Annotated in this window: 19 protein-coding genes and 1 pseudogene; 10 read left to right on the top strand and 10 right to left on the bottom strand. The window is 70.1% G+C overall.

Features of this window, described 5'->3' with window-relative positions; translation table 11 throughout:
• Positions 1-20 precede the first annotated feature (20 nt).
• Positions 21-923: a LysR family transcriptional regulator gene (locus OG223_RS02890; protein ID WP_443073683.1), complete on the bottom strand. Its 903-nt coding sequence runs from the start codon at positions 921-923 to the stop codon at positions 21-23.
• Positions 924-1,099: 176 nt separating this feature from the next.
• Between OG223_RS02890 and OG223_RS02885 the strand changes: the two genes are divergently transcribed.
• The gene (locus OG223_RS02885; protein ID WP_329241814.1) at positions 1,100-2,038 is read left to right on the top strand and encodes a family 2A encapsulin nanocompartment shell protein; all 939 of its coding nucleotides are present in this window, start codon (positions 1,100-1,102) and stop codon (positions 2,036-2,038) included.
• Positions 2,039-2,040: 2 nt separating this feature from the next.
• Entirely contained in the window at positions 2,041-4,107 is a 2,067-nt protein-coding gene (locus tag OG223_RS02880) for a family 2A encapsulin nanocompartment cargo protein cysteine desulfurase (RefSeq protein WP_329241812.1), read from the top strand.
• 187 nt (positions 4,108-4,294) lie between these two features.
• Here OG223_RS02880 and OG223_RS02875 read toward each other — a convergent pair whose 3' ends face one another.
• Both OG223_RS02875 and OG223_RS02870 read right to left on the bottom strand, forming a co-directional pair.
• Positions 4,295-5,164: an alpha/beta fold hydrolase gene (locus OG223_RS02875; protein ID WP_329241809.1), complete on the bottom strand. Its 870-nt coding sequence runs from the start codon at positions 5,162-5,164 to the stop codon at positions 4,295-4,297.
• A 31-nt stretch (positions 5,165-5,195) separates the two neighbouring features.
• Positions 5,196-5,654 (bottom strand): cupin domain-containing protein, encoded by a 459-nt coding sequence (locus OG223_RS02870; RefSeq protein WP_329241806.1) that lies wholly within the window; start codon positions 5,652-5,654, stop codon positions 5,196-5,198.
• A 630-nt stretch (positions 5,655-6,284) separates the two neighbouring features.
• Between OG223_RS02870 and OG223_RS02865 the strand changes: the two genes are divergently transcribed.
• Positions 6,285-9,488 carry a TIM-barrel domain-containing protein gene (locus OG223_RS02865; RefSeq protein ID WP_329265106.1) on the top strand — a complete coding sequence of 1,068 codons (3,204 nt, stop codon included), beginning with the start codon at positions 6,285-6,287 and terminating at the stop codon, positions 9,486-9,488.
• Between the two features lie 17 nt (positions 9,489-9,505).
• Here the strand turns inward: OG223_RS02865 and OG223_RS02860 are convergent, their stop codons facing one another.
• Positions 9,506-10,006: a MarR family winged helix-turn-helix transcriptional regulator gene (locus OG223_RS02860; RefSeq protein ID WP_329241804.1), complete on the bottom strand. Its 501-nt coding sequence runs from the start codon at positions 10,004-10,006 to the stop codon at positions 9,506-9,508.
• 75 nt (positions 10,007-10,081) lie between these two features.
• On the opposite strand from OG223_RS02860, the gene OG223_RS02855 reads away from it, so the two are divergent.
• The 4 genes from OG223_RS02855 to OG223_RS02840 all read left to right on the top strand — a co-directional run bounded on the left by OG223_RS02855 (position 10,082) and on the right by OG223_RS02840 (position 14,069).
• On the top strand, positions 10,082-10,960 hold the full coding sequence (locus OG223_RS02855; protein ID WP_329241801.1) for an alpha/beta fold hydrolase: 879 nt from the start codon (positions 10,082-10,084) through the stop codon (positions 10,958-10,960).
• An 86-nt stretch (positions 10,961-11,046) separates the two neighbouring features.
• On the top strand, positions 11,047-11,952 hold the full coding sequence (locus OG223_RS02850) for an NAD-dependent epimerase/dehydratase family protein (RefSeq protein WP_329241798.1): 906 nt from the start codon (positions 11,047-11,049) through the stop codon (positions 11,950-11,952).
• A 562-nt stretch (positions 11,953-12,514) separates the two neighbouring features.
• Complete coding sequence (locus OG223_RS02845) at positions 12,515-13,600, top strand: RICIN domain-containing protein (protein WP_329241796.1); 1,086 nt, start codon at positions 12,515-12,517, stop codon at positions 13,598-13,600.
• Between the two features lie 97 nt (positions 13,601-13,697).
• Positions 13,698-14,069, top strand: coding sequence for a hypothetical protein (locus OG223_RS02840; protein ID WP_329241793.1), 372 nt, complete (start codon positions 13,698-13,700; stop codon positions 14,067-14,069).
• Between the two features lie 54 nt (positions 14,070-14,123).
• Here OG223_RS02840 and OG223_RS02835 read toward each other — a convergent pair whose 3' ends face one another.
• The 6 genes and pseudogenes from OG223_RS02835 to OG223_RS02805 all read right to left on the bottom strand — a co-directional run bounded on the left by OG223_RS02835 (position 14,124) and on the right by OG223_RS02805 (position 20,829).
• Positions 14,124-17,039: an ABC transporter substrate-binding protein gene (locus OG223_RS02835; protein WP_329241790.1), complete on the bottom strand. Its 2,916-nt coding sequence runs from the start codon at positions 17,037-17,039 to the stop codon at positions 14,124-14,126.
• 138 nt (positions 17,040-17,177) lie between these two features.
• A pseudogene (locus OG223_RS02830) lies at positions 17,178-17,483 on the bottom strand (transposase); the annotation flags it as partial.
• 778 nt (positions 17,484-18,261) lie between these two features.
• A complete protein-coding gene (locus tag OG223_RS02820) occupies positions 18,262-19,104 on the bottom strand; it encodes an FkbM family methyltransferase (protein WP_329241785.1) in 843 nt (280 codons plus the stop codon).
• 280 nt (positions 19,105-19,384) lie between these two features.
• Positions 19,385-19,576, bottom strand: coding sequence for a hypothetical protein (locus tag OG223_RS02815; RefSeq protein ID WP_329241782.1), 192 nt, complete (start codon positions 19,574-19,576; stop codon positions 19,385-19,387).
• Positions 19,548-19,994, bottom strand: a complete 447-nt coding sequence (locus OG223_RS02810; RefSeq protein ID WP_329241779.1) for a transposase — start codon at positions 19,992-19,994, stop codon at positions 19,548-19,550. Before OG223_RS02810 ends, OG223_RS02815 begins: the two co-directional genes overlap by 29 nt.
• A gap of 40 nt (positions 19,995-20,034) precedes the next feature.
• Positions 20,035-20,829, bottom strand: coding sequence for an SDR family oxidoreductase (locus tag OG223_RS02805; protein ID WP_329265105.1), 795 nt, complete (start codon positions 20,827-20,829; stop codon positions 20,035-20,037).
• Positions 20,830-21,702: 873 nt separating this feature from the next.
• On the opposite strand from OG223_RS02805, the gene OG223_RS02800 reads away from it, so the two are divergent.
• The 3 genes from OG223_RS02800 to OG223_RS02790 all read left to right on the top strand — a co-directional run bounded on the left by OG223_RS02800 (position 21,703) and on the right by OG223_RS02790 (position 24,270).
• Positions 21,703-23,073, top strand: coding sequence for an MBL fold metallo-hydrolase (locus tag OG223_RS02800; protein WP_329241776.1), 1,371 nt, complete (start codon positions 21,703-21,705; stop codon positions 23,071-23,073).
• A gap of 70 nt (positions 23,074-23,143) precedes the next feature.
• On the top strand, positions 23,144-23,527 hold the full coding sequence (locus OG223_RS02795) for a rhodanese-like domain-containing protein (protein WP_329241773.1): 384 nt from the start codon (positions 23,144-23,146) through the stop codon (positions 23,525-23,527).
• Entirely contained in the window at positions 23,524-24,270 is a 747-nt protein-coding gene (locus OG223_RS02790; protein ID WP_329241769.1) for a sulfite exporter TauE/SafE family protein, read from the top strand. The genes OG223_RS02795 and OG223_RS02790 overlap by 4 nt, the downstream gene beginning before the upstream one ends.
• Positions 24,271-24,273 lie beyond the last annotated feature (3 nt).

Here is a 24,273-nt window from a genome sequence, read left to right as displayed (position 1 = left end):
GAGAACCGGAGACGGTGCCGTCAGGACGGCCACTCCGGTTCGGAGACGGTCGCGGCGAGTGCGTCGAGGAGCACCTGTGCGGGTTGGGACGCCGGCGGCTTGCCGTGGACCGCGGCCACGACCTGTCTGCGCATGCCGGCGATGCGGTGGAGCCGTACACCGGGGTGTCTGTTGGCGAGGAGGGTGAGGCCGGGCAGCAGGCTCACGCCGAGTCCGGCCGCCACCAGCGCCTGCACGGCGACGTAGTCATCGGTCTCGAACTCGACGATCGGCGAGAAGCCGGCCCGGCCGCAGGCCGCGACGAGATGCTCGCGGCAGCGCTCGCAGCCGGCGATCCAGCGGGTGTCGGCATAGGTGGCCAGATCGGTCGGGGGGCCGTGCCAGGCGCGGTCCGCCGGTGTGACCACGTACAGCGGCTCGTCGAGCAGCGGCGTCATGGTGGTGTCGCGGCGATCGCGCTGGGGCGGATCGCCGTGCTCGAAGATCAGCGCCACGTCGACGTCGTTGTTGCGCAGGGCGCCCAGCGCGTCCGGTGGCTCGGCCTCCCGCAAGGTCATCTCGATACCGGGGTACCGGTCGGAGACGAGCGCGGCGGCGAGCGGCACCAGAGTGGCCAGCGCCGAGGGAAAGGCGGCCAGCCGGACCCGGCCGGTGCGCAGCCCGGCCAGTTCGTCCAGTTCGGCGTGCACCGACTCGACCTGCGCGAGGATCGACTCGGCACGGTCCACGAGCAGCCGGCCGGCCTCGGTGAGGCGGATACCGCGCCCCATCCGCTGCAACAGCGGCATGCCGACCTCGGCCTCGAGTTTGGCGAGTTGATGGCTCACCGACGGCTGCGCGTAGTGCAGCGCCTCGGCGGCAGCCGTGATCGAACCCTCACGGGCGACGGCGACCAGGACACGCAACCGACTCAAGTCGATCATTTGTGAATCATAGACCGCATGGATGACAGCCTCGAAAACACGCATTGGACCATTACCGGACCTACTGCGACGGTGAATCGATAGTGGGGGCGAGAGATCTCGGCCGCACACATTCTCGTCGGCGATCTCACCCCGTCACGCGTGCCCGGCCTCCGGGCGCGGAAAGGAGATGTCGCATGACCACGGCTGTGAATCCGCCGTCGCGCTCGATGTCGGTGAGCGACAGCGCGGCGCGAACCCTCGCGAACGCCACCAAGACCGTTCCTCAGATGAGCTCCATCACGCCTCGCTGGCTGGTGCATCTGATGTCCTGGGTCCCGGTCGAGGCAGGCATCTACCGGGTGAACAAGGTTGTTCACCCCGAGTCGGTGCGCATCGAGTGCGACAACTACGACGAGTCCCCGCTGCCGGACACCTTCGTCGACTACGAGCGGGAGCCCCGGGAGTACCGGCTCAAGGCCGTCCAGACGGTCCTGGACCTGCACACCCGCATCTCCGACCTCTACTCCAGCCCGCACAACCAGACCGCACAGCAACTGCGGCTGACCATCGAGGCGGTGAAGGAGCATCAGGAGGGCGAGCTGATCAACAGCCCCGAGTACGGGATGCTGGCCAGCGCGGCGGACACCCAGCGGATCTCCACGATGACGGGGCCGCCGACGCCGGACGACCTGGACGCCCTCATCACGAAGGTGTGGAAGCAGCCGGCCTTCTTCCTCACCCACCCCGAGGGGATCGCCGCGTTCGGCAGGGAGTGCACCCGGCGAGGCGTACCGCCGGCCACGGTGAGCATGTTCGGCTCGCAGTTCCTGACCTGGCGCGGTCTGCCGATCGTCCCGTCGGACAAGGTCCCGCTGGAGAACGGCCGGACGAAGTTCATCCTGCTGCGCACCGGCGAGTCGCGCCAGGGCGTGGTCGGACTGTTCCAGCCCGGCCTCTCGGGCGAGCAGGGGATGGGCCTGTCGGTGCGCTTCATGCAGATCGACCGCAGCGCCATCGCCTCCTACCTGATCTCCCTGTACTGCTCGCTCGCGGTCCTCACCGACGACGCCCTCGCCGTGCTCGACGACGTCGAGGTCGACAAGTTCCATGACTACGCGCCGAGTTACCGGTAACCATGACCACGCCCTCACCCACCGGTAACGAAGCCGCCCCGTCATGGCTGCCGGACGAGGAGACGCTGAGCCGGATGGCCGGGGAGTTCTTCCGAGCACTCCCCGGGCAGTCGGCGGAGGCGGAGGCTCCGACTCCGGCCTTCGACGGCCGGCCGGAACGGCCGACGCCCACCGGCCTGCCGCGCGCGGATTCCTCTCCTACGACGCCTCCGGGGCCGTCGGCCGCGCAGTCCGCCCCCGCTGTGCCGACCGGTCCGCCGGCCCCCGGCCCGCTCCCTGCCCAGCCGGCCGGTGTGCCGTCGGCGGATTTCGCACCTGCGGTGCCAACTGGCCTGCCTGCTGCGGAATCCGCTGCCGCGGTGTTCACCGGCAGCCCGGCCGTGGACCCGCTTCCGCCGGTCCCCACGGGCATTCCCTCCATGGACCCGCCGCCCCCGGCGCCGACCGCCGGAATGAGCCCGCCGTCCGGGCCGCCACCGACCAGCGCCCCCGCCACGTTCATGGCCGGCCCTTATGCGGGGGGTGCGCCCGGCGCGGTGGGTGCTGCGCCCGGCGGCGCCGGACCCACCTCGGAGGCATCGGCCCCGCCGGTGGCCCCGGGGCCACCGCCCGTCCCGTCGTCGGGCGCACCTGCCCACTTTCCGGACCCCGGGCCGTACTACTTCCTCACCGAGGCACCCGGGTACCCCGCCCAGGCCCCGGAGCTCCCCGGCTTCGGACACCTCGGGCTGCCGCCCCTGCCCGAGATGGCGGCACCGACGGCGACGAACGCGCCGTACTACTTCGTCGAGGAACCGGACGGGTCCGGTGCGCCGTCGGGACTGCCGCTCGACCAGCACCCGGCCTTCGACGTGCAGGCGGTCCGGCGGGACTTCCCGATCCTGTCCGAGCTGGTGAACGGGCGTCCGCTGATCTGGCTGGACAACGCCGCGACCACGCAGAAACCGCAGGCGGTGATCGACCGGCTGGTGGAGTTCTACTCGCGGGAGAACTCCAACATCCACCGGGCGGCACACGAGTTGGCGGCGCGGGCGACGGACGCCTACGAGGGCGCCCGGAAGACCGTCGCGCGGTTCATCGGGGCGGGCTCCGCCGAGGAGATCGTGTTCGTCCGGGGCACCACCGAGGCGATCAACCTGGTCGCCAAGGCCTGGGGTCCCGCGCACATCCGAGCGGGCGACGAGATCGTGCTCTCCCACCTGGAGCACCACGCCAACATCGTGCCCTGGCAGATGCTGGCGGAGCAGACCGGAGCGGTGATCAAGGTGATCCCGGTCGACGACAGCGGCCAGTTGCTGCTCGACGAGTACACCGCGCTCCTGTCGGAGCGGACCAAGCTCGTCGCCGTCACCCAGATGTCGAACGCGCTCGGCACGATCGTGCCGGTCGAGCAGATCATCGAGATCGGGCACCGCGCCGGGGCACGTGTCCTGGTCGACGCGGCACAGTCGGTCCCGCACCTGCCGATCGACGTCAGGGCGCTGGACGCGGACTTCCTGGTCTTCTCCGGGCACAAGCTGTTCGGCCCGACCGGGATCGGCGTGCTCTACGGCAAGCGGGAGGTCCTGGAGGACATGCCTCCGTGGGAGGGCGGTGGCAACATGATCACCGACGTCACCTTCGAGAAGTCCACCTTCCAGCCGCCGCCGGGCCGTTTCGAGGCTGGCACCGGCAACATCGCCGACGCGGTGGGCCTGGCCGCGGCCATCGACTACGTCGAGCGCGTCGGCCTGCCGAACATCGCCGCCTACGAGCACACCCTGGTCGAGCACGCCACCGAAGGCCTGCGCGGTGTGCCCGGGCTCCGGCTGGTCGGCACGGCCCCGAACAAGGCGAGCATCGTGTCGTTCGTCCTGGACGGGTACGAGCCGGCCGAGGTCGGCACCGCCCTCAACGAGGAAGGCATCGCGGTCCGTTCGGGCCACCACTGCGCGCAGCCGATCCTGCGCCGGTACGGACTGGAGGCCACCGTCCGGCCGTCGTTCGCCTTCTACAACACGCACGGTGAGGTGGACACGCTGATCGCGGCGGTCCACCGGCTCGCGGACCGCCGGGGCGGGCGCCGCTAGGTCGCACGCACCTCCTGAACAACCGGTACGGCGGCGACCTGTCCGAGGTCTCCGCCGTACCGGCGCGAAGTCGCTCTGTCCGCCCGCCATTGGCAGGCTCAGGCAGCAGACCGCCAGAATCAGTCCCCCTCGTGGCGGTCGTCGGGCTAGGCGTCGTCGGGCTTTGACGTGGATGTCGCCCCGGTCGTCAACTGCGGCTGGCTGACGGGGAGTTCGTCGCGCCGGACGGGCCGTCGGAGCCGCCGGTGCTGAGCGCGGGGACGGTCTGGAAGCCCAGGTCGGCGCTGTCCCGTATCGCGTCGACGACCTGGTCGGGGGTCTCCATCTGCGGGGAGTGGCCGGTCTCGGGGAGCGGTCGGAAGCGGGCCGTGGGGATCGCGGCGGCGTAGGCACGCCCGTAGTCGACGTCGACGATCCCGTCGCTCTCGCCCCACAGCACGAGGGTGGGGACGTCCAGGGAGCCGAGCCGCTCGACGAGGGTCGCGTCGGCCATGGCGGAGCCCGCGTACACCTCGATCGCGGTCCGGTTGCCCGCGGCGACGGCCTGCGCCGCGGGCGGCAGGGTCGTGGGGTCGATACGGAAGGGATCGGGATGGTGGAAGCTGAGCTCGAAGACCTGATCCATGGTCAGGGAGAAGAAGTCGGCCACCGGGTGGCCGGGTACCTCGATCCCGACCGCGTCGATCAGCACGATGCCGCTGACGCGCGGCGACTTCAGCAGGGCGATCTCGGCGGTGATCCAGCCGCCTATCGAATTGCCGATGACGGTCACGTCCGTCAGGTCCAGATGGTCGAGCAGCGCGTCGTAGAGCGCGGCGAGGCCGGACACGGAGGTCAGTGCCTCGGGTCGTACCGTGCCGCCGAAGCCCGGGTGGGTCGGGACCAGCACCCGGACGTCGTGAGCGGCGGCGAGCTTCTCGGCGAACCCCGTCACCGACTGCGGTCCTGCCCCGCCGTGCAGCAGCAGCAACGGCCGCCCGGACCCGTATGCGGCCACCGACACCTCGACCGGGCCGACTCCGTCGACGCCGACGGTGTACTGAGTGGTGCTTGCCATGGCCTTCTCCTTGCCTTGCGGGTACGGGTGTTCAGGCGAAGTCGGTGGCCGGTTCGGTGGAGTACCGGCTCATCGCCTCGATCGTCGCTTCGGGGGTGAGCGGGCTGCCGTCGGCGATCATGTCGCGCAGGTCCCGGAAGTAGTTGACATACAGGTCCGGGGTGAAGGTGTTGAGCAGGACCGTGGTGCCGTCGGTCGGGTTGGCGAACGTGTGCGGAGCGCCGGGCGGGATCATGACCAGCGTTCCGGCGGGTGCGTCGTGCACGGTCTCGCCGACGGTGAACCGGGCCGCGCCGGACACGACGTAGAAGCCCTCGTCGTGCCGGGCGTGCCGGTGCTGCGGCGGGCCGTCGGTGTGCGGGGCCAGGGTGATCTCCCCGACACCCAGGCGATGCCCGGTCGTGCTGCCGTCTTCGAGGATCCGCATCCTGGTCGGGCCGAGCTGGATCGACTCACCGTCGTCCGGGCCGACCACTGAGACGTCCGTCATCTGACCCTCCAGAGGGGAGAGGTTGCTGTCTTCGTTGGTGTTGACTCTCACGAAGATAGGCGGTCGGAGCCTTTCGTGCAAGTCAACTCTCATGAAGAGAGCCCTCTTTCCTGGGTTGCCTCGTCGGCGGACTTCGAAGGTCGCGCCGAGGCCCATCCCGGTGATCCATTCCGGGACGGGTTCGTACGCGGTCCGCACCAAGGGTGCCCGTACCACCGCGTGCCCGATCAGCCAGGTGCGGATCTCGTGACCGCCGTTGCCCGCCTGCTCCTCCAGACCCGCGTCGCCGAGCGCCCGGAAAGCCTGACGAAAACCTCGTCGCAAGGCTGAGGTGAGCGCTGTCCCGCCGGGCTGTCCCGAACGGCCGAGCAGTGCACCGGGGTGGACCCCGCACCTGAGGTACGCCTGCGCCGAGGGCGTCGACGGCGGGGCTTGACAACGATGTCGGATGGCGCCACATTCCACCAGGCGTGAACGGGACCCGGCACACCTTCACCACGGGCCCCGCAGGCCCGCTTCAGGACGGAGCTGTCCATGATGTCCATGAGAAGAAGACCAGCGTTACGCGCGACGCGCTTCCCGCGAAGACGTCTCACCGCCATCGCCCTGGTGAGCAGCCTGGCGGCGACGATGCTGACCGGTACCGCAGAGGCGTCGGCGGACGCACCGACGAACCACCGCACCGCGTCGGTGACGTCCGGCAGCGCACGCTTCCAGATCCTGTCCCCGACCCTCATACGCACCGAGTACGCGCAGGACGGGAAGTTCGCCGACAGCGCGACGTTCAACGCGATCGGCCGCACCGCGTTCGCGCCGACCTCGTACACCTCCAGCACGTCCGACGGCTGGCTGACCATCAGCACCAGCGCGCTCACCCTGCGGTACCAGGAGGGTTCCGGGCCCTTCGACGCGCAGAACCTCTCCGTGCGGCTGTCGGCCGGCGGGTCGCCGGTCGACGCGGCGCCGTGGCAGCGGCTCACGTGCGCCCTCGGCGCCCTGTGCGAGGCCGAGCAACTGCCGCACAGCGGGCCCGGAGTCGCCTCGGACCACACCGGTTACACCGGCTCCGGATTCCTGGCCGGCTTCGAGGGGACGGGCAACTCCCTGTCGGCCGACGTCGACGTCCCCACGTCGGGGACCTACCGGTTCGACGCGCGCTACGCCAACTCCCTCGGCGGCGACGGCCAGAACGCGACACGCACCCTCACCTTGTCCGTCGACGGCGGAGCGAGCCGAACGGTGAGCCTGCCCGTCACCGCGAACTGGAACACCTGGGGCCTGGCGGGCAGCGCGGTACAACTCGGCGCCGGACACCACACCATCACGCTGACGAGGACCGCCGCGGACTCCGGCGACGTCAACATCGACAGCGTCGCCCTGGTCGACCAGGACGGCGGCTTTCCGCTGACGTCCACGACCGCGATCACGGCCTGCGGGTTCGGCGTGAACTGCGAGGCCGAGGCCGACCGCGGCTCGGGCTCGGCGATCACGGCCACCGACCACGCCGGCTACTCCGGCAGCGGCTTCGTCGCCGAACTGAACCAGGGAGCAGGCCTGTTGACCCACGTGGCCGGCGTACCGGCGGACGGCACCTACGCGTTGCAGGTCCGCTACGCCAACGCGACCGGCAGCGACGGCCGTTACCAGACCCGTACGGCCGCGGTGTCCTCCGGTGGCACCACGCAGACCCTGTCCCTGCCCGTCACCGGCGACTGGGACACCTGGAGGACCGCCTCGGTCCCCGTCATCCTCAAGGCCGGAGCCAACGACATCTCCGTCGGCTGCCCGGACACCGCGAGCTGCCACGTCAACCTCGACACGGTCTCCGTCACCGCGGCCGACTCCCCGCCCCCGCAACCGCACTCGGCGCTCGGCGGCTACCGCCGCAGCCTCGACGGCTTCAACGGGGACAACGGCACGCCGGCCACCACACCGGGCCTGCTGTACAAGGACGGCTGGTACCTGCTCGACGACACGGCCTCGGCCCTCTACGACACCGGCACCCGCCAAGTCGCCCAACGCCCGTCCCACGGCGGCGCGCCGTACCAGGACGGCTATGTCTTCGGCTACGGCCACGACTACAAGCAGGCCCTGACCGACCTGGCCACCCTCACCGGCCCGCCCCAACTGCTTCCTCAATGGGCTTACGGCGTCTGGTACTCGGAGTACATCGACCGAACCGCCGCCGACTACGAGAACACGATCCTGCCCGCCTTCCGGGCCGAGGGCGTACCCCTGGACGTCCTGGTGACCGACACCGACTTCAAGTCGCCCAACACCTGGAGCGGTTGGGAGATCGACACGTCCAAGTTCCCTGATCCGAAGGGGTTCTTCGACTGGTCCGCCGCCCAGGGCCTGCACAACACGCTCAACGTCCACCCGAGCATCCTCAGCGGCGACCCGCAGTTCGCCCAGGCCCAGTCCACCGCCAAGGGCAAACTCCGCAAGGGTGGTTGTGCCCCCGCCGCGAGCAGCGGCCCGGGGGACTGCTACACCTTCGACTGGGGCGACCCCGACCAGCTCAAGGCGTACATGGACCTGCATCGGACCATGGACCAGCAGGGCAACGACTTCTGGTGGCCGGACTGGTGCTGCGACAACTCGCAGTCCTCGCTGCCCGGCGTCACTCCCGACGCGTGGATCAACCAGCAGTACGCCACGGACGCCGACAAGACCATCGGCCGCGGATTCGTCGTCTCCCGCGCCTACGGCTCCCTCCAGGCCGGCGGCTACAGCGGCCAACAGGCGATGCCCACCGGACCGTGGGCCGACAAGCGCACCACCGTCCACTTCACCGGCGACACCTCCTCCACCTGGGGCACCCTGAAGGCGGAGGTCGGCTACACACCGGGTGAAGCGGCCGCCACCGGCCTGTCGGCGATCAGCCACGACATCGGCGGCCACAACGACACCACGAACCTGACCGGTTCGGAGACCTACACCGCCGACGGCACGACCCGCACCACGCACAAACTCCCTGACGACATGTACGCGCGCTGGGTCCAACTGGGCACCTTCCAGCCCATCGACCGGCTGCACAGCAACCACAGCGACCGGCTGCCCTGGCAGTACGGCACCGCGGCCCGCGCCTCCGCGGACAAGTTCCTCAACCTCCGCGAGAACCTGGTGCCGTACACCTACTCACTCGCACAGCAGGCGAGCACGACCGGCGTTCCGGTCACCCGCCCGATGTACCTCGAATACCCCAACGAGCCCCAGGCGTACGCCACTTCGGGCAGCGAGTACTTCTACGGCTCCGACCTGCTGGTCGCCCCCGTCACGACACCCGGTGCCACGGCGACGACCTCGGTGTGGTTCCCGCCCGGCAGCCGGTGGACCGACTACTTCACCGGGCAGACCTACGCGGGCGGCACCACCCAGAACATCACCGACGGCCTCGACACCATGCCTGTGTTCGTCAGAGCGGGCGCGGTCATCCCGACCCGCACGAGCAACGTCACGAGCAACGACAAGGCCCCACTGACCAAGGTCACGCTCACCGTCGCCGCGGGCGCCTCCGGCTCCTCCTCCCTCTACGAGGACGACGGAACCAGCGCAGGGCGCGGCCACACCGCCACCACGAAGATCCGGTACCGGGAGACCAACTCCCGGCACACTCTGACGATCGGCCCCGCGACCGGAACGTTCCACGGCCAGGTCCGAAACCGGCAGTGGACCGTCTCCTTCCTCGGCGTCACCGCCCCGAACACCGTCCGCGTGGGAGGGACCCAACTCTCCCCGCACGCCTACCACTTCGACAGCACGACCCGCACCCTGACCGTCACGCTGCCCCCGCGGAGCGTGCACGCGCCGATCACCGTGACGTGCGGCTGACCACAGCCGCCGATGCGTCACCGGGGGAGATCGGAGGACTGTTGTCGGTGCCGGCCCTCGGCGAGCACGGCCAGGGTTTCGGCCATGCCCGGCAGGAGGTCGGCCGGGATGTGGTCGAGGACCCGGCGCCGGGCGCTGGCGAGGTGGGCGGGCTGAGCCGCGTGCATGGCCCGCAGCCCGGCGTCGGTGAGGACGGCTTCGCTGCCGCGTGCGTCCTGGCCATGGCGTTCCTTACGCACCAGGCCGTGGCGGGACAGGCCTTCGATGATGCGAGTGACGCGCGGCGGGGTGACGCCGGAGGCCGCCGCGAGCGCGGACATGCGCATACGGCGGTCGGGCGCCTCGCTCAGCAGCAGCAGAACGGCGAACTCGGTCATGGTCACGCCGGTGCGGGCCATGTCCTGCTCCAGCGCGCGCGGCAGGGAGTGGACGAGACGTCCCAGGCTCTGCCACAGCAGTAGCTCATCGGCGGTCAGCGGATCACTGGTGGGGGTGGTGTCAGCGGCGGTGGGCTCCATGCGACCAGTGTATTTGACTAGTTAAGCAAGTGGTGCTGTGATGTTTGCTTAACTAATTAAGTATGAGGTGATCGCATGTATCCCCGAGCATCCGCACCGGACGGGTTCGAGCACGCCGTCGCTGATGTCGGCGACTTCGGTGGCGTCCAACTCCACTACGTCGTGGGCGGTTCAGGCCCCGCCGTAGTCCTCATCCACGGCTGGCCGTTCAGTTGGATCGAGTGGCGGGCGCTGCTGCCCCTCCTCGCGGCACGCGGCTTCACGGTCGTCGCGCCCGACCTGCGCGGATCCGGCGACTCACAGATCCCGGCCGGCCACTGGACCAAGCGCGAGGAGGCCGCGGACCTCCGCCGCCTGCTGCGGCACCTGGGCCACGACCGGGCTTTCGTGGTCGGCACCGACGTCGGCGCGATGACCGCCCACGCCTGGGCTCAGAGCTACCCCGAGGACGTGGTCCGGCTGGTGCTCAGTGAGGCGTTCCTGCCCGGCTACGGCCTGGAGGAGCGCATGAACCCCGCCACCGGTGGCTCATGGCACTTCGGCTTCCACGCCCAGAGCGACCTGGCCGCCATGCTCACCGCCGGTAAGGAGGAGCGGTACCTGTCCGGCTTCTGGTCGATGATGACCGCCGGCGGGATCACCGCCGCAGACCGCGCCGACCTGCTGCGCGCCCACACCCGCCCCGACGCGATGCGCGGCGGCTTCGAGCACTACGCCACCCTCGTCCAGGACGGGCGGGCGGCCCGCGCCGGCGACCGTCTGACCATGCCCGTCCTCGTCCTGAACGGCGAACACGGCCTGCCCCAGGACGTGTTGCTGGCCGGCGCCCGCGCAGCCGCGACCGACGTGCACCACGACACCGTCCCCGGGGCCGCGCACACCTTCGCGGCCGACGACCCTGCCTGGACGGCCGACCGGCTCGCCCGGTTCTTCACCACCACCCCCGCCACCTGAACCCCCTGCCTGAACTCCCCATCCGACCCCGTTACTTGACCCCGCCGCCCGCCCCGCGGCACGACACAGCACCCGGAGCATTTCTCATGCGGATCCTCGTCATCGGCGCCACCGGCTACGCCGGCCGCCGTGTCTCAGCCGCCCTCGCCCGCGCCGGACACACCGTCCTGGGCCTGGCGCGCGACACCTCCGCCCCCGCGGCCCGCGCCCTCACCGCGGACGAAGTCACCCTGGTAGAGGGCGACTTCACCAAGCCGGACACCTGGCGCGACCACCTCGACGGCACCGACGCGGTCGTCCACCTGCTGATGGACATGAGCGACCCCGTCGGCGGCGACCGGCGCCTGTTCGCCGAACTGCTCGCCGCCCAGGAGCGCGACGCCCGCCACCGCCACCTCGTCTTCACCACCGGCATCTCCTCCTACGGCCGCACCGGCCTGCCCCTCATGGACGAGAACACCCCCGGAAACCCCGAGAGCCCCATCGGCTTCCGCTTCGCGCTGGAACGGGAGTTGGCCGCCTCGGGCCTCGCCCACACCGTGGTCCGTCCCGGGTTCATGTACGGCGGCCCCGCGAGCACCTCCATGACCGCCCAGTGGTTCGCCGCCGCCGAGGCGGGCAGCCCCGTCTTCTACGGCGACACCGCCAAGCGCTGGAGCTGGGTCCACGTCGACGACCTCGCCGACGCCTACGTCCGCATCCTCGACAACCCGGCCGCCGTGGACGGGGAGACCTTCGTCATCGCCGACGATCAGCGGCTGACCGCCCTGGACATGCAGCGCACCGCCGTACGGGCCGCCGGCCACACCGGCGAGATGGCCCTGGAGAGCGCGGAGGCGGGCGGCATGATGCAACTGGCCGCCGACCAGGACGAGTTGGTCACCAGCGCCAAGGCTCACCGTCTCCTTGGCTGGACCCCACGCCACACCTCCTTCACCGACGACCCCACCCGCCATTACCGCGCCTGGAAGGCCGCCCGGCTTGCCGAGTGACGCACCGCGGATGGCGGGCAGGGGGTTGAGCACCCCGCGCACCGGTCCCCTTCTGGCCGTCAACATGCCGAGGGAGGGCGCCGGTTTCCCGCACTCCTTGAAGGAGCATCGGAAGCTGACGATCCCCGGAGCCCGGCGGCGGCGGTGAAACCCGGCCGCCGTACGTTGGCCGGAAGCCGCCCCGCGAACTCGGCCGCCCGCTCCACGTCCTCGTTCCAGGGCGGGGCACAGAAGGCGTCGATGCCGGCGGAGTACAGGGTGGCGTACCACGAGGAGGTCGCCGACAGCCGTGATCGTCGTGCCGTTGTCGGTGCACAGCCCCGTTGGTGGCACGCGCAGTGCGGGCTGAGCTCCGGGAGCTTCCGGTGCCGGAAGACCACCGCGTGTCGCCCTTTGCGCAGGCGGTCGTGAGCACGACAGAATCGCCTCGGGCACGAGGACGGTGATCGTCGGCGCCCGCTCAACGTGATCGCGGACCACCGCAGGCCACCACGGCGTCTTCGGCATGTCGACGCCGTACCGGCCGCGCAGGAATCCACCACCTCAGTACCGGAAGGACGACATGACGGCCTCCTCCGAGGATCCGACGGCGGAGGCCGCCACGGCCCGGACCGATCAGCCCGACGCCGCGTCGCGGTCCCTGCCACGCCGGTCGAAGGGGCCTTCGGCGATCGCCGAGGCCGCCGCCGCGCTGGGGCCCGCTGCAGCGTCCGAGGCCGTACCCGACCCCGACCCGGGGTCCGTGCTCCCGCCGCCCATGTCCGCGGTGGCGGCCGAGTTCGCGGCCTTCACCGAGCGCGCGCCGGACAACGAGACGTCAGGCGGTCGTATCGATGCTCTCGCCGGGGACGTGACCGACCGTCGCGCCGACATCACGGTTGCTCCGAGCGGGCTCGCGCTCCGACCCGCACGGCGCCGCGCGATACTGATCGCCGCCGCTGCCGCCGGTGTCCTGTTGACCGGCTCCCTGTTCCTCATGGACGGCGATGACGGCAACGGACGTTCAGCGGCCGGCACCGGATCGGACACCGTGCGGGGGAGCGAACGGCAGGGGGACGTGACCGACGCGTCCGGCTCCGCCTCGCCGTCGGGTGAATCCTCCGCACTCGAAGCCGATTCCACCCGGCAGTCGAGTGGGCAGCCGACCCAAAAGACCGGTTTACCGGCGATCGGCGAGGCCACCGCCACGACGAAGGGCGACACCAAGAACGGCGGGGCGCCGTCCGGGAGTTCCTCGCCGGCCGCCGATTCCACCAACGCCGCCAAGGGCGTACTGATCCGGGGTAACGCCTCCGGCCGCTGTGTCGACGTGACCGGAGGCAGCTCGGCGGACAACACCCGCCTGCAGATCTGGGACTGCACGGGCGCCGCCCGGCAGAAGTGGACGTTCACGTCGGACGGAACGGTCCGCGCCCTGGGCAAGTGCATGGATGTCGACGGCGGTTCACGGACGGACGGCGCGTGGATCAAGCTTGTCGCCTGCAACGGCACCGGGGCCCAGCAGTTCCGGCTCAACGCCGCGCACGATCTGGTCAACGTCCAGGCGGACAAGTGTGTCGACGTCACCGACGCGGGGACCGGCAACGGCACGGTGCTGCAGTTGTGGAGCTGTACCGGCGGGGGCAATCAGAAGTGGAGTTCCGGCTGACGGCTGTGACAACTCCGGCTGAGCCAGGGTGACATGCGCCGAATAGGTCGAGGGGCTGACCTTCTTCTACGGACGCCGGACGCCGCTGTTGGGAGGCTTGCCGGAGGTGGTCGGGGTGGCGCTCGCTGGATGGGCGGGCGCCGTTCTCTCCGTCGTGTTGTCGGTTCCGGTCGGCCGGTCGGTGCTGCTGCGGCTGGTGATGGCGTTGCCCGACCCGCCCGCGGCCACGCCGCGGGTTCTGGGGGACGACGACTTCGCGACCCGGAAGGGACACGTCTACGGAACACTGCTGGTCGACGTGGAGACGCACGCACCGATCGACATGCTCCAAGGCCGCGAAGCCGGACCGTCGGCCCGTTGGTTGACAGCACACTCGAGCGTGGAGATCATCTGCCGAGATCGGTCCGGGTCCCACGATGAATGGCGCACCCGGAACAGCCTTGGCAAGGTCGCCGGTGGAGGCTGTTGACCAGGAGCGTCAGAGAGACCAAGCCGACGGCGCTGCCCGACAGTCCCGCGTGCCTCACTTGGGGTCCTTGATGTCGCACTCCGTTTCCGTGAGGGCGGTCGTGTCACCCGCGACGCGGCTGCACAGCACGTCGGGCTCGGCGATGCCGTCGCCGTTGCGGCGGACCTTCTTGAGGACGATGCTGTGGCCCGTGCGGTCGCCGTACGGCGGGGCCGTGGTGAAGTCGATCGTGCCGGTGGCCATGTTCGGGATCCGGACAGTGCGCAGGTTCACCCAGGTCAGGGCGCGACTCTGGGGCTTGTCGTCCCGGCTGGCCGCATCGTAGAGAGCCTGTGTCGCGTCGTGCGCCAGCGCGGTCTGGCCGCTGGCCAGGGCGGGGCTGTCGGGGGCCAGGTGCTGTCCCGTGACGCCCGGCAGGTGCCGGGCGACGTCCGCGTAGAAGTCCGTTTGGACGGACGCCTTCTCCAGTTCGGCCAGTGCCGCGTGGTACAGGGTGACCTCGGGTGCGACTCGGTTCCGGCCGTGGAGGAAGTCGGCCTTGGAGAGGTCGTCGCCGGTGAGGATGGCGATGGGCTTTCCGGAGCAGCCGGGTTCGCGGCTCAGTTGGTTCATGAGGGGATCGAGGTCCTCGACCCGGCCGGCGAAGTAGATCACGGATGGGACGGTGGCGTTCTGGCAGATCTGACGAGCGTGTCGGCGGAGTTCGGGCCTGCCGCCGTCGCGTTTGTAGAGGCGCGGCTTCGGCGGCACGGTGAAGCCGTGGGCCTTGAGCATGGCCTGGCCGTAGCGTGCCTGCTCCTGGGTGTACATGTCCGGGGTCTCCGTCGTGTCCCGTGCCAGCACCAGTGCGTGCTGCTGTTTGCCCTGCGTGCGCAACTGGGCTGCGATCAGGCCGAGTTGCCGTACCTGCCACTGGTCCGGGGCGGCCAGACTGAACCAGTTGGCGTACTCGTGGGGCAGATAGGTGGCGGAGTTGGTGCCGGAGACGATCGGCAGGCCGGCCTTCATGAGGATGCGGGTGGTCTCCCGACTCGACTTCAGGTCACGGCCGGCGCCTACGACCCCGACCACGGTCGGGTCGTGCGCGGCGTACGAGGCGATGGCGTTCGCCATTTCGACCTGTCGGCCCAGGTCGAGGCCGCCGTTGGCGACCAGTACGCGGAGCCTGACGCTGGAGCCCTTGTTGATGACGGCCTGCGCCAGGTACACACCCGCGAGTTCCTGGGCGCCCTTCACGAGCGAGGAGCCGTCGGGGTCGTGGCTGAGCGGTCCGGCGTAGACCACGGTGACGTAGTTGTCGGCGTGGTCGGCGAGGACGTCCGCGTTCTGCCGAGCGATGAGGCCTTCCAACTGCTGTACGGTCCATGGCGTCTCGCTCCGGCCGACGAGTGGCTTGGGATCGTCGCCCGGGTCGGCCTTGGGCAGCCAGTCGGCGAAGCGGACGTCGCCTGTCGCGACGCCGATGCACTCCGTGCTGCCGTCCGACGCCGCATGGCGCCGGGTGTCCCGGTTGGCGGTCAGTACCGCCGCCGAGCAGTACTGCTTGTGCAGCGTGTGGGCCCGCATGGCGGTGCCGGCGGTCACGACGGCGAGAATCAGGACCAGTGTGTGCAGGGACCACACCAGACGGGCGAGGGGCGGCCGGTGGGACGCCCGGAGGTGCCGGTGCCGGTCCTCGACGGGTCCGAGCTGGTCGTGCGGCAGCGGGACCTTCATGACCCAGGGCAGCACGGCCCGTTCGCCGCTGGGAGACTGCCGGGCGCGAAGGTTGCGAGCCCACTCCCGGTACAAAGTGCGCAACTGGTCGCTGAACCTGTGCTGAGAGAGCACGTGGGCAGGCGTCGTACGGACTGCACCGCGCTCGATGCGCGGCACGTCCTGAGCGTGTACCGCGGCGACGACGACCAGGGGGTCGAGCTCGCTGCGCCTGTTGCGTACGTCGTTGACCGCCCGGATCAGCTCGATTCCGCCGTTGTGCTCGTCCGCGTGAGGCAGGAAGAGCATGGGCGGGCGGGGCCTTTTGAAGCCACGCAGGTCCCAACTCCAGCGGCGGTGGTTGTCGCGCAGGTCTTCCCGCAGGGCCAGCACGCACAGTTGGAGATGGAAGTCGCCGCCCGCCTTGAGCGCCTCGGCCACGTCGTACGCCCGGGCCGCGATCGCCCGCCAGGACCGCACGGGGCGCAGCAGCGAAACCTCGGTCGGGTCCTCCCGGTCCGCCGCCCGTAGGAAGGTCGTGGTCAGGAACCAGCGGCTTTCCCGGCGCAGCCACAGGAAGATCGGTGCCCGCCCCGGCAGGACGGAGCTGAAGACCGTCAGCAGAACGAGTAGGGCGAGGCCCGCACCCACCGCCATGTACCAGTCGGTGCGGGCGAGGAGCGCGGCGAGCCCGGCCACGATGCTCGCCGGCAGGATGTGCGCCATGTCGGACAACTGCAGGCCCGGGCTCCAGCGCCCGCGGCCCTTCGGGCGCCAGCGCTGCCGGGCCAGTTGGTCGAGCAGCCGCTGCCGCTGGTCCTGCCCGGCCTCGGGGCTGCCGGGGGCGGTTGCGGGCCAGGTGTCGCCGAGTTCCGCGACCGCGTCGTCGATGGCGTGCACCAGCCGCAGCCGTGGGAACGTGTACCGCCGGTAGGCCGCTTTCGGGTCACCCCATTTCTTCGGGTCGCTCAGCGCGCGCACCATGGCCGCGGCCCGGCGGACCTCCGTGCCGCCGTCGTAGACGTTCTGCGCCACTGCGCATCGCGTGCTGTGCGCTTCCTGACCCTCATACAGTTGCTGGACCAGTTCGGCCACCGCGCCGTCGTCAGCGCTGTCCTGCGCGTGCAGGACGAATGCCGGCATCGGCGGATCGGCGCTCGTGCGGAAATCCTCGATGAGGATCTCGAGCCGATCCTGAAGGTGGACCCCGGCGTCGGTCACCGGCAGGCCGCGATGGCCCCCAGAGCAGTCCGGCACACGGCCAAAAGTCACCATGGGTAATCCCCCGTTCACTTCAAGTGACTGGAGAGATTAGCGGCTGCGGGTGGGGCCGGGTGGCTGAATCGGTGATCTAGCGACCCGTTGACTTTCGGTTGATCGATCCGGGAGGTGTGCGGGGTGGCCTACGCCGCCGACTTCGACCTCTTGGACCGTGTCCTGCGTGGTGACGACGGCTTCGTGTGGGCGGCCCCAGACGCCGGCCCGGGATCACATCAGGAACCGACGGTGGGCGGTCTACTTCGATATGCCGAAGCACGGCGGCAGTTGGCGCCAGGAGCAGCCGCTGACCAGGACGTAGATGCCGGCCGCGAACAGCCTCTCATCAGGCGTGTCCGGCGTGCCGCCGCCCTGCGGCCGTACTCTCGCCGGCGGGATCGACGGCTTCGCGATCTCCCGCAGCCCGTCCACAACAATGCAACTCCATGCACCCCGCCTTATGTACGTCCGCCTCACCAAGGAGGACACGGCCTTATGCCGAGGTGGAGACGGACTCCGGAGGTGTCCGTGCTCGAGGAAGTGTGACACCGGCCGGTGTGGGACTACTGGCGTCGGCGCCCGACTGTGTCCTCATGTCCTTCGACGGCTTCGTACGCCGCTGTCTGCGAGCCCATCCACCAAGCCGGTCGGTACGCCTGACTGCCAACGCCCGCAGCCGCTCACTACACTCCCTCGATGAACAACATACGGTGCACCCAATGCGGCGCGGTGGGACTCGAACCGGGCTTCGTCGAGGACTCCGGCCAAGGCGCCCGCGGGTTCGCGCGGTGGATCGCAGGCCCCCTTCAGCGAGGCCCCCTCGGCAATGCCAAGAGGATGGGCCGGCCGCACTGGCAGATCGATGCCTTCCGTTGCCCCACTTGCTCACACCTGGAACTGTTCGCGGCCCAGCCGGACTAGCCGCACGGTAGGCAAGTGATCACCAATGAGTAATCGTGGTGTCGGTACGTCCCAACCTCGGTCGTGCACCACGCCTTCAGGGGCGCCGGGAATCGTCCTCCGTACGGTCCGTCCGACTGGTGGTACGTCGAAGGTCGGCCGCGTACCGGCGCCCTGGCCGCGCCGCCCGCGGTCGGCGGGCGTTTTCATGAGTCTGTTCTTCTTCGTGTCGGCGTTCTTCGCCGGCCTCCTGTGACCGCCACGGCGACTGACCCACATCGGACCGAACGCCCAACTCCCGCCCCGGACCCGGCCATCAGGACCGATCCACCTCTCTGTGTCAGCCGTTGATGCCGCCTCGAGTGCCGGACGCTGCGCGTGGTGAGGTCCTGACCGCGAACACCATGCCGATGTCGCCGGCCCGCTGCACCGAGTCCTGCTCGGTGCTGACTGTGAAGCCGTGGGTGAGGAGGACCTCGCAGACCGTGTCGCGGTTGTGCTGCCAGCGCTCCACCTCGACGACGGCCTGGCGGACCAGCGGCCAATGCCGTTCCTCGATGCCTCTGAGTACCTCGAGTTCGGCGCCTTCCACATCGACCTTGAGCAGGTCGATGTGGTCGATACCCTGCTCGTCGAGCACCGATGACAGGGGCCTGACCTTCACCCGGTGCGTCTCGAGCCGCCGCAGCACCCGCAGCTTGCGGCTGATGAGAAGAGTGAGGATGGGGGCGGGTATGCGGCGCAGGACCGGTCCCAAGCCGCCCTGGCGGATCATTTCGACAACGCTCGCGGTGACCCGGCGCCGCTCGTCCTCGATGTTCCCCTGATCCCGCGAGGAGGACGAGAAGATCGTGGCGGCCGGAATGTAGCTGAAGTCGAGCTCGGCCTCATGGGACGCCAGGCCGTAGGGGAGCGCGGTCAGACGTCCGTTGAAGAACTCGCGAGCATTGAGCTCGAGTGTCGCGTGGAGTGGCGGCAGCGGCTCGAAGGCGTAGATCCGTACGTCTCCGTCCAGCCGTTCATAGACGGCGGCCGAGAACACACCGATGTTGGCGCCCACGTCGAGTACCGTCGCGCCTGGCGTGCACTCGATGCCGTGGGTGAAGTAGCCGTCCACCTCTTCGCGGAGGAAGGACGCCTCCCAGCGATTTATGCTGTGCAGTTCCATCGCGCTCATGGCCATGACAAGTTGATTTATCAGGGTCGGAGTCAACAATCCAGCCCATACTCTCTGCTTCGGCCGCGTCCCGGTCCACGGGGTCACCGGTCGACCGCAGTGGGCGCGGGGAGCAGCCGCTCACCTTGCCCGGCAGGCGATGGTCCAGTGTCCACACGAGCCAAACGAGCGGACGTATCACGCCCATCTCTCCCGCCGCCGATCAGAGTTCATGCTCACCCGGCCCGAACCGACCCGTCACGTTCGGAAAGCGGATGACGTCTGGGGTCTGTTGTGAAAGTGCTGGTCACAGCCACTCGTTGAGGACTGCGATCAGCACGGTCGCCTCGTAGCGGACCGCGAGCTTGTCATGCCTGTCGGCCCGGACCCGGTCCGGCCGTTTGCGCGGCCTGCCGACTCCGAGCCGGGGCGCCCGGATCGCTTCCAGGACCGGCTCGAACTGAGGCGAATCACCTACCTGTCCGGCGGTGATCACCACCAATGGCGGCTTCTGGCCCTGCTCGATGGTGATCCCGCCGGGCGGTTCCTTCTGGATATCCCCCTTTCGCTGCCCCAGCCGCGTGCCGGTGGGCCCGGCAGACCGTGGAGTCGACGTTCACGTCCCAGGTGATCAGGCCCTTGGCCTCCGACTCGGCCTGCAGATGAGTGACGATCCGGGCCCAGGTGCCATCGCGCTGCCAGCGCCGGAACAGGTCATGGACCCGGTCCCACGGCCCGTAGCGTTCCGGCACCTCACGCCAGGGAGCACCCGTCCGGGTCCGCCACCGTATGCCGTCCATCAGATGCGGCCGCGTCCATACCGGCGGACGGCCCGACTTGATGCCTCGCGGCAACAGCGGCTCAAGTCGGGCCCGCTGGCCGTTCGTCAGATCCCCACGTCCCACAGGCGTGATCATCAACGATCAAGATCAACTTTCGCGACAGGCACTGGGCGGCCTACGCGGTTGTGGCAATGCCGCCGTCGACGGGGATCACGGCGCCTGTCAGGTATGCGCCTGCCCGGCTGGCGAGGAACACGGTGACACCCGCCATGTCGTCGTCGCGGCCGATCCGGCGTAGTGGGGCCGACGCCGCGATCGCCTCGCCGAACTCATCGAGGGTTGCAGCCATCATCGTCGACGGGAACGGTCCCGGCGCCACGGCGTTCACGGTGACGTGCTGCGGTCCCAGTTCCTTGGCGAGCACTCTGGTGAGTTGATGCAGTGCGGCCTTGCTGCTGGAGTACGAGTAGTTGGGCCGCTGGGGGATGTGGATGGCGGCGATGCTGCCGATGTTGATGATCCGCGCGGGATCGTCGGCGGTGCCCGCCTTGCGAAGTGTGGGCAGCAGCGCCTGGACCAGCCAGAACGGCGACTTCAGGTTGAGGTCGACGACCGTGTCCCAGGCCTCGTCCGGGAACGTCGCCAGCGGCTCGTCCCACAGGGCACCCGCGTTGTTGACGAGGATGTCGAGACGCTCCGAGTCGGCGGTGACGAGGTCGGACAGTCGCCGACACTCGTCGTGGCGTGACAGGTCGGCGGGGATGGCCCGCACCTCACCGAATGTGGACAGATGTTCCTGCGCCTGAGCGCACGCTTCTGCGCTGCGTGAGCTGATGACCACGCGGACGCCCGCCTGGAGAAGGCCGCGCGCGATCATCATCCCGATGCCTCTGGTGCCACCGGTGACGAGCGCGCGCTTTCCACGCAGATCGAAAAGTTCTGCGTGCGTTGTGAATTGGTTGTCTACCACTTGCCGACTTTCTCGTTGGTCGTGCGGGTTGATGCGTCGATGCATCGGGTGTTCGGTTCGGATGTCTCGACGCTATGGCCCTGCAGTGCACTCCAAGCAAGCGGATCAGCCCCTACCCTCGCCCGTGCGACGACCACGCAGGGAGCCGACGAACACCTGCTTGTGATGGCGAGTCAGCGGTCCTTGGCCCTCGGCGGGGCGCGCCCCGCCCCCTGCAACTGGTGAAGTCCAGGGTGTCGTCGAGGGCGTCAGCAAGGGCGATGATCGCGAGCCCGATCCGGCGGACGGCCCGACTTGATGCCTCGCGGCAACAGCGGCTCGCCCCCGGTGGCGAGGGCGGTCGTGGCGATATGCGGAGGCGTGGCCACCAAGGGCTTCAGACCACGCGCGGCGCGCGGGCCGACGGTGGGCAGGACGGCCCGACATCACTCAAGCAAGTCCAGTGGTAAACGCTCTGGCCAGATGCGTTGGACGCCCCCATTGGAAGTGGTTCAAATGGGACGTCGTTTGGTCCGCAGATGTTCCGGGACGGATTCACTCGCAGCTCGGCGGGTGCAGGGGCCCATGTCTGCGGGTGAAGGTCGGAACCGCGGGCCGACCCGCTCCACCCGCGTGACGACGCAGGGAAGCCCGATCGCGCCGATGCCGGCCGGGACGAGGCATTGAGGATGCGAACCCAGGTGGTGTCGGGGCGCACGGTGCTGGCCCTTCGGGCCGGTTCGGGTGGCGGGGGACGGGCGTCCTGCTGTTTGGGAGGAGCCCCTGAGGCGTGTCGGAGGTCTTGCCCAGTCCTCGAAAATACCCCCCGGGGTACTCGTGCTACCGTCGGAGACATACCCCGGGGGGTAATTCGCACTGGGAAGGGAGTGCCTCGTGTTCTTCGTTGACACGATCGAGGTGTCAGGGCTCGGCAACCGGAGCTATCTGGCGGGCGGTGAGCGGGCGGCGGTGGCGGTTGACCCGCCCCGTGACGTGGACCGGGTGATTGCGGCAGCGGCGCGGCGCGGCGTGCGGATCGCGCAGGTCGTCGAGACGCACGTGCACAACGACTACGTCAGCGGCGGACTGGAACTGGCCCGGCTCACCGGTGCCGCCTACCTCGTTCCTGCCGGGGCCCGCGTCTCCTTCGCCCGGGTGCCGGTGCGCGACGGCGACCGTACGGAGATCGACACCGCCGCCGGGCTGACCCTGCGCGCGCTCGCCACGCCCGGCCACACCCCGCACCACACCGCCTACGCGCTGGAGGAGAACGGCGAGGCCGTCGTGGTGTTCACGGGAGGTTCGCTGCTGATCGGCACCGTCGGCCGTCCCGATCTCGTGGAACCGAGGCTGACCGGGCATCTCGCCCGCGCCCAGCACGCCTCCGCGCACCGGCTGGCCGCCGAACTGCCCGACGACACCGCCGTGTTGCCCACCCACGGCTTCGGCAGCTTCTGCTCGTCCTCGCAGGCGGAGGGCGGTGACACGACCATAGGCAAGGAGAGGGCGTCCAACGAAGCCCTCACCCGGGACGTGGACGACTTCGTCGCCGCCCTGCTGGCCGGCCTGGACGACGTTCCCGCGTACTACACGCACATGGGTCCGGCCAACGCGGCCGGACCGGAGCCGCTCGACCTGACCGCGCCCGCCGTGGCGGACGCGGCGGAGATCGCCGCGCGACTGGCGGCGGGGGAGTGGGTGGTGGACCTGCGCAACAGGGTCGCCTTCGCCGCGGGACACGTGCCCGGTGCGTTCAACTTCGAGGCCGAGGGGCAGCTCGCCACGTATCTCGCCTGGCTCATCCCGTGGGGGAAGCCGGTCACGCTGCTCGCCGAGTCGCCCGGGCAACTGGCCGCCGCCCAGCGCGAACTGGTGCGCGTGGGCATGGACCGCCCGGCCGCCGCGGCCACCGGCGAACCCGGCGGCTGGGTCCGGGAAGGAGAGGAACTCGCTTCCTTCCGGCGCGCCACGTTCGCCGATCTCGCCCGGCGCCACCCGGCGGAGGGCCTCGTGGTGCTCGACGTCCGGCGTGCCTCGGAACGAGCCGGCGGATACATCGAGGGCTCGGTCCACATCCCGGTCCACGCCCTGCACCGCCGCCTCGACGAGGTCCCCGCCGGTGAGGTGTGGGTGCACTGCGCGGGCGGGATGCGCGCCGCCATCGCCTCTTCCCTGCTGGACGCGGCCGGTCGTGAGGTCGTCGCCGTGGACGACTCCTTCGACGCGGCCGATCGGGCCGGGCTCACCGTACGGCGGACCTCCTGACGGCGCCGGTCGCCGCAGCGGTGGTGCCGATCTTCCGAACCGACACGGGAAACAGAAGCGAGAAACCGGGATGAGCAATGTCCGACGAGGCCCAGGCGGCCCGGGCCGGATCGACGTACAAGAGGCGGCCCTGCGCACCGGCCACGGAAAGAACGGGAACGCCGACGCCGTACTGCTGGATGTCCGTGAACCCCACGAATGGCAGGCGGGGCACGCCCCCTGGGCCGTTCACCTGCCCCTGTCGGCGTTGGCCGCCGGAGCCGGGCTGCCCGCCGAGGTACAGGCGCGGCCCCTGGCCGTGATCTGCCGCTCGGGCAAGCGCTCCCGGCAGGCGGCCGAACTGCTGGCCGCCCGGGGCGCGGAGGTCGTGGACGTGACCGGCGGCATGCTCGACTGGGCCGGGGCGGGACTGCCGGTGCTGGACGCGTGCGGAGGGAACGGCACCGTCGCGTGAGCACTCTCATACTCGCCCTGGCCGCCGGCGCGGTCATCGGTCTCGCGCTCGGCGCGCTCGGGGGCGGCGGCAGCGTGCTGGCCGTCCCCGCCATGATCTACCTGCTCGGTTTCACCCCGGTCGCGGCCACCACCGCGAGCCTGGTCATCGTCGCCGTCACCTCGGTCACCGCCATGTGCGCGCACGCCCGCGACGGGAACGTCCGCTGGCGTACGGGGCTGCTGTTCGCGGCGGCCGGGATCGGCCCGGCGATGCTGGGCGGCGCACTCGCCGGACGTGTCCCGCCGGCCGTACTCACGGCGGCCTTCTCGGTGGTGGCGGCCGTGGCCGCACTCCGCATGCTGCGAAGCCGCCCGCCGGCGGACACCCCCGCGCCGGTACGGCCAGGCCGGGCCGCGGCCGCGGGTGCCGGGCTCGGCGCGGTCACCGGCGTCCTCGGTGTCGGCGGCGGCTTCCTCGCCGTACCGGCGCTGGTGAGCGTGCTCGGCCTGCGGATGCGGAACGCGGTGGGCACCAGCCTGCTGGTCATCACCGTCAACTCCCTGGCCGCGCTGACGATGCGCGCGGGCACGGCCGACGGACTGGACTGGGCGGTCCTCGGCCCCTTCGCCGGGGCCGCGATCCTCGGTGCGTGGGACGGGAAGCGGCTGGCCGCGAAGGTTTCCGGGCACACCCTGCAGTGGATCTTCGGCCTGGTCCTGCTGGCCGTGGCCGCCGTCATGCTGATCGACGCGGCGATGTGATGC

The sequence above is a fragment of the Streptomyces sp. NBC_01478 genome (genome assembly GCF_036227225.1).
Classification (GTDB): domain Bacteria; phylum Actinomycetota; class Actinomycetes; order Streptomycetales; family Streptomycetaceae; genus Streptomyces.
The sequence above is the reverse complement of the archived record's forward strand: the minus strand, read 5'-3'. Positions and strand labels throughout refer to the sequence as shown.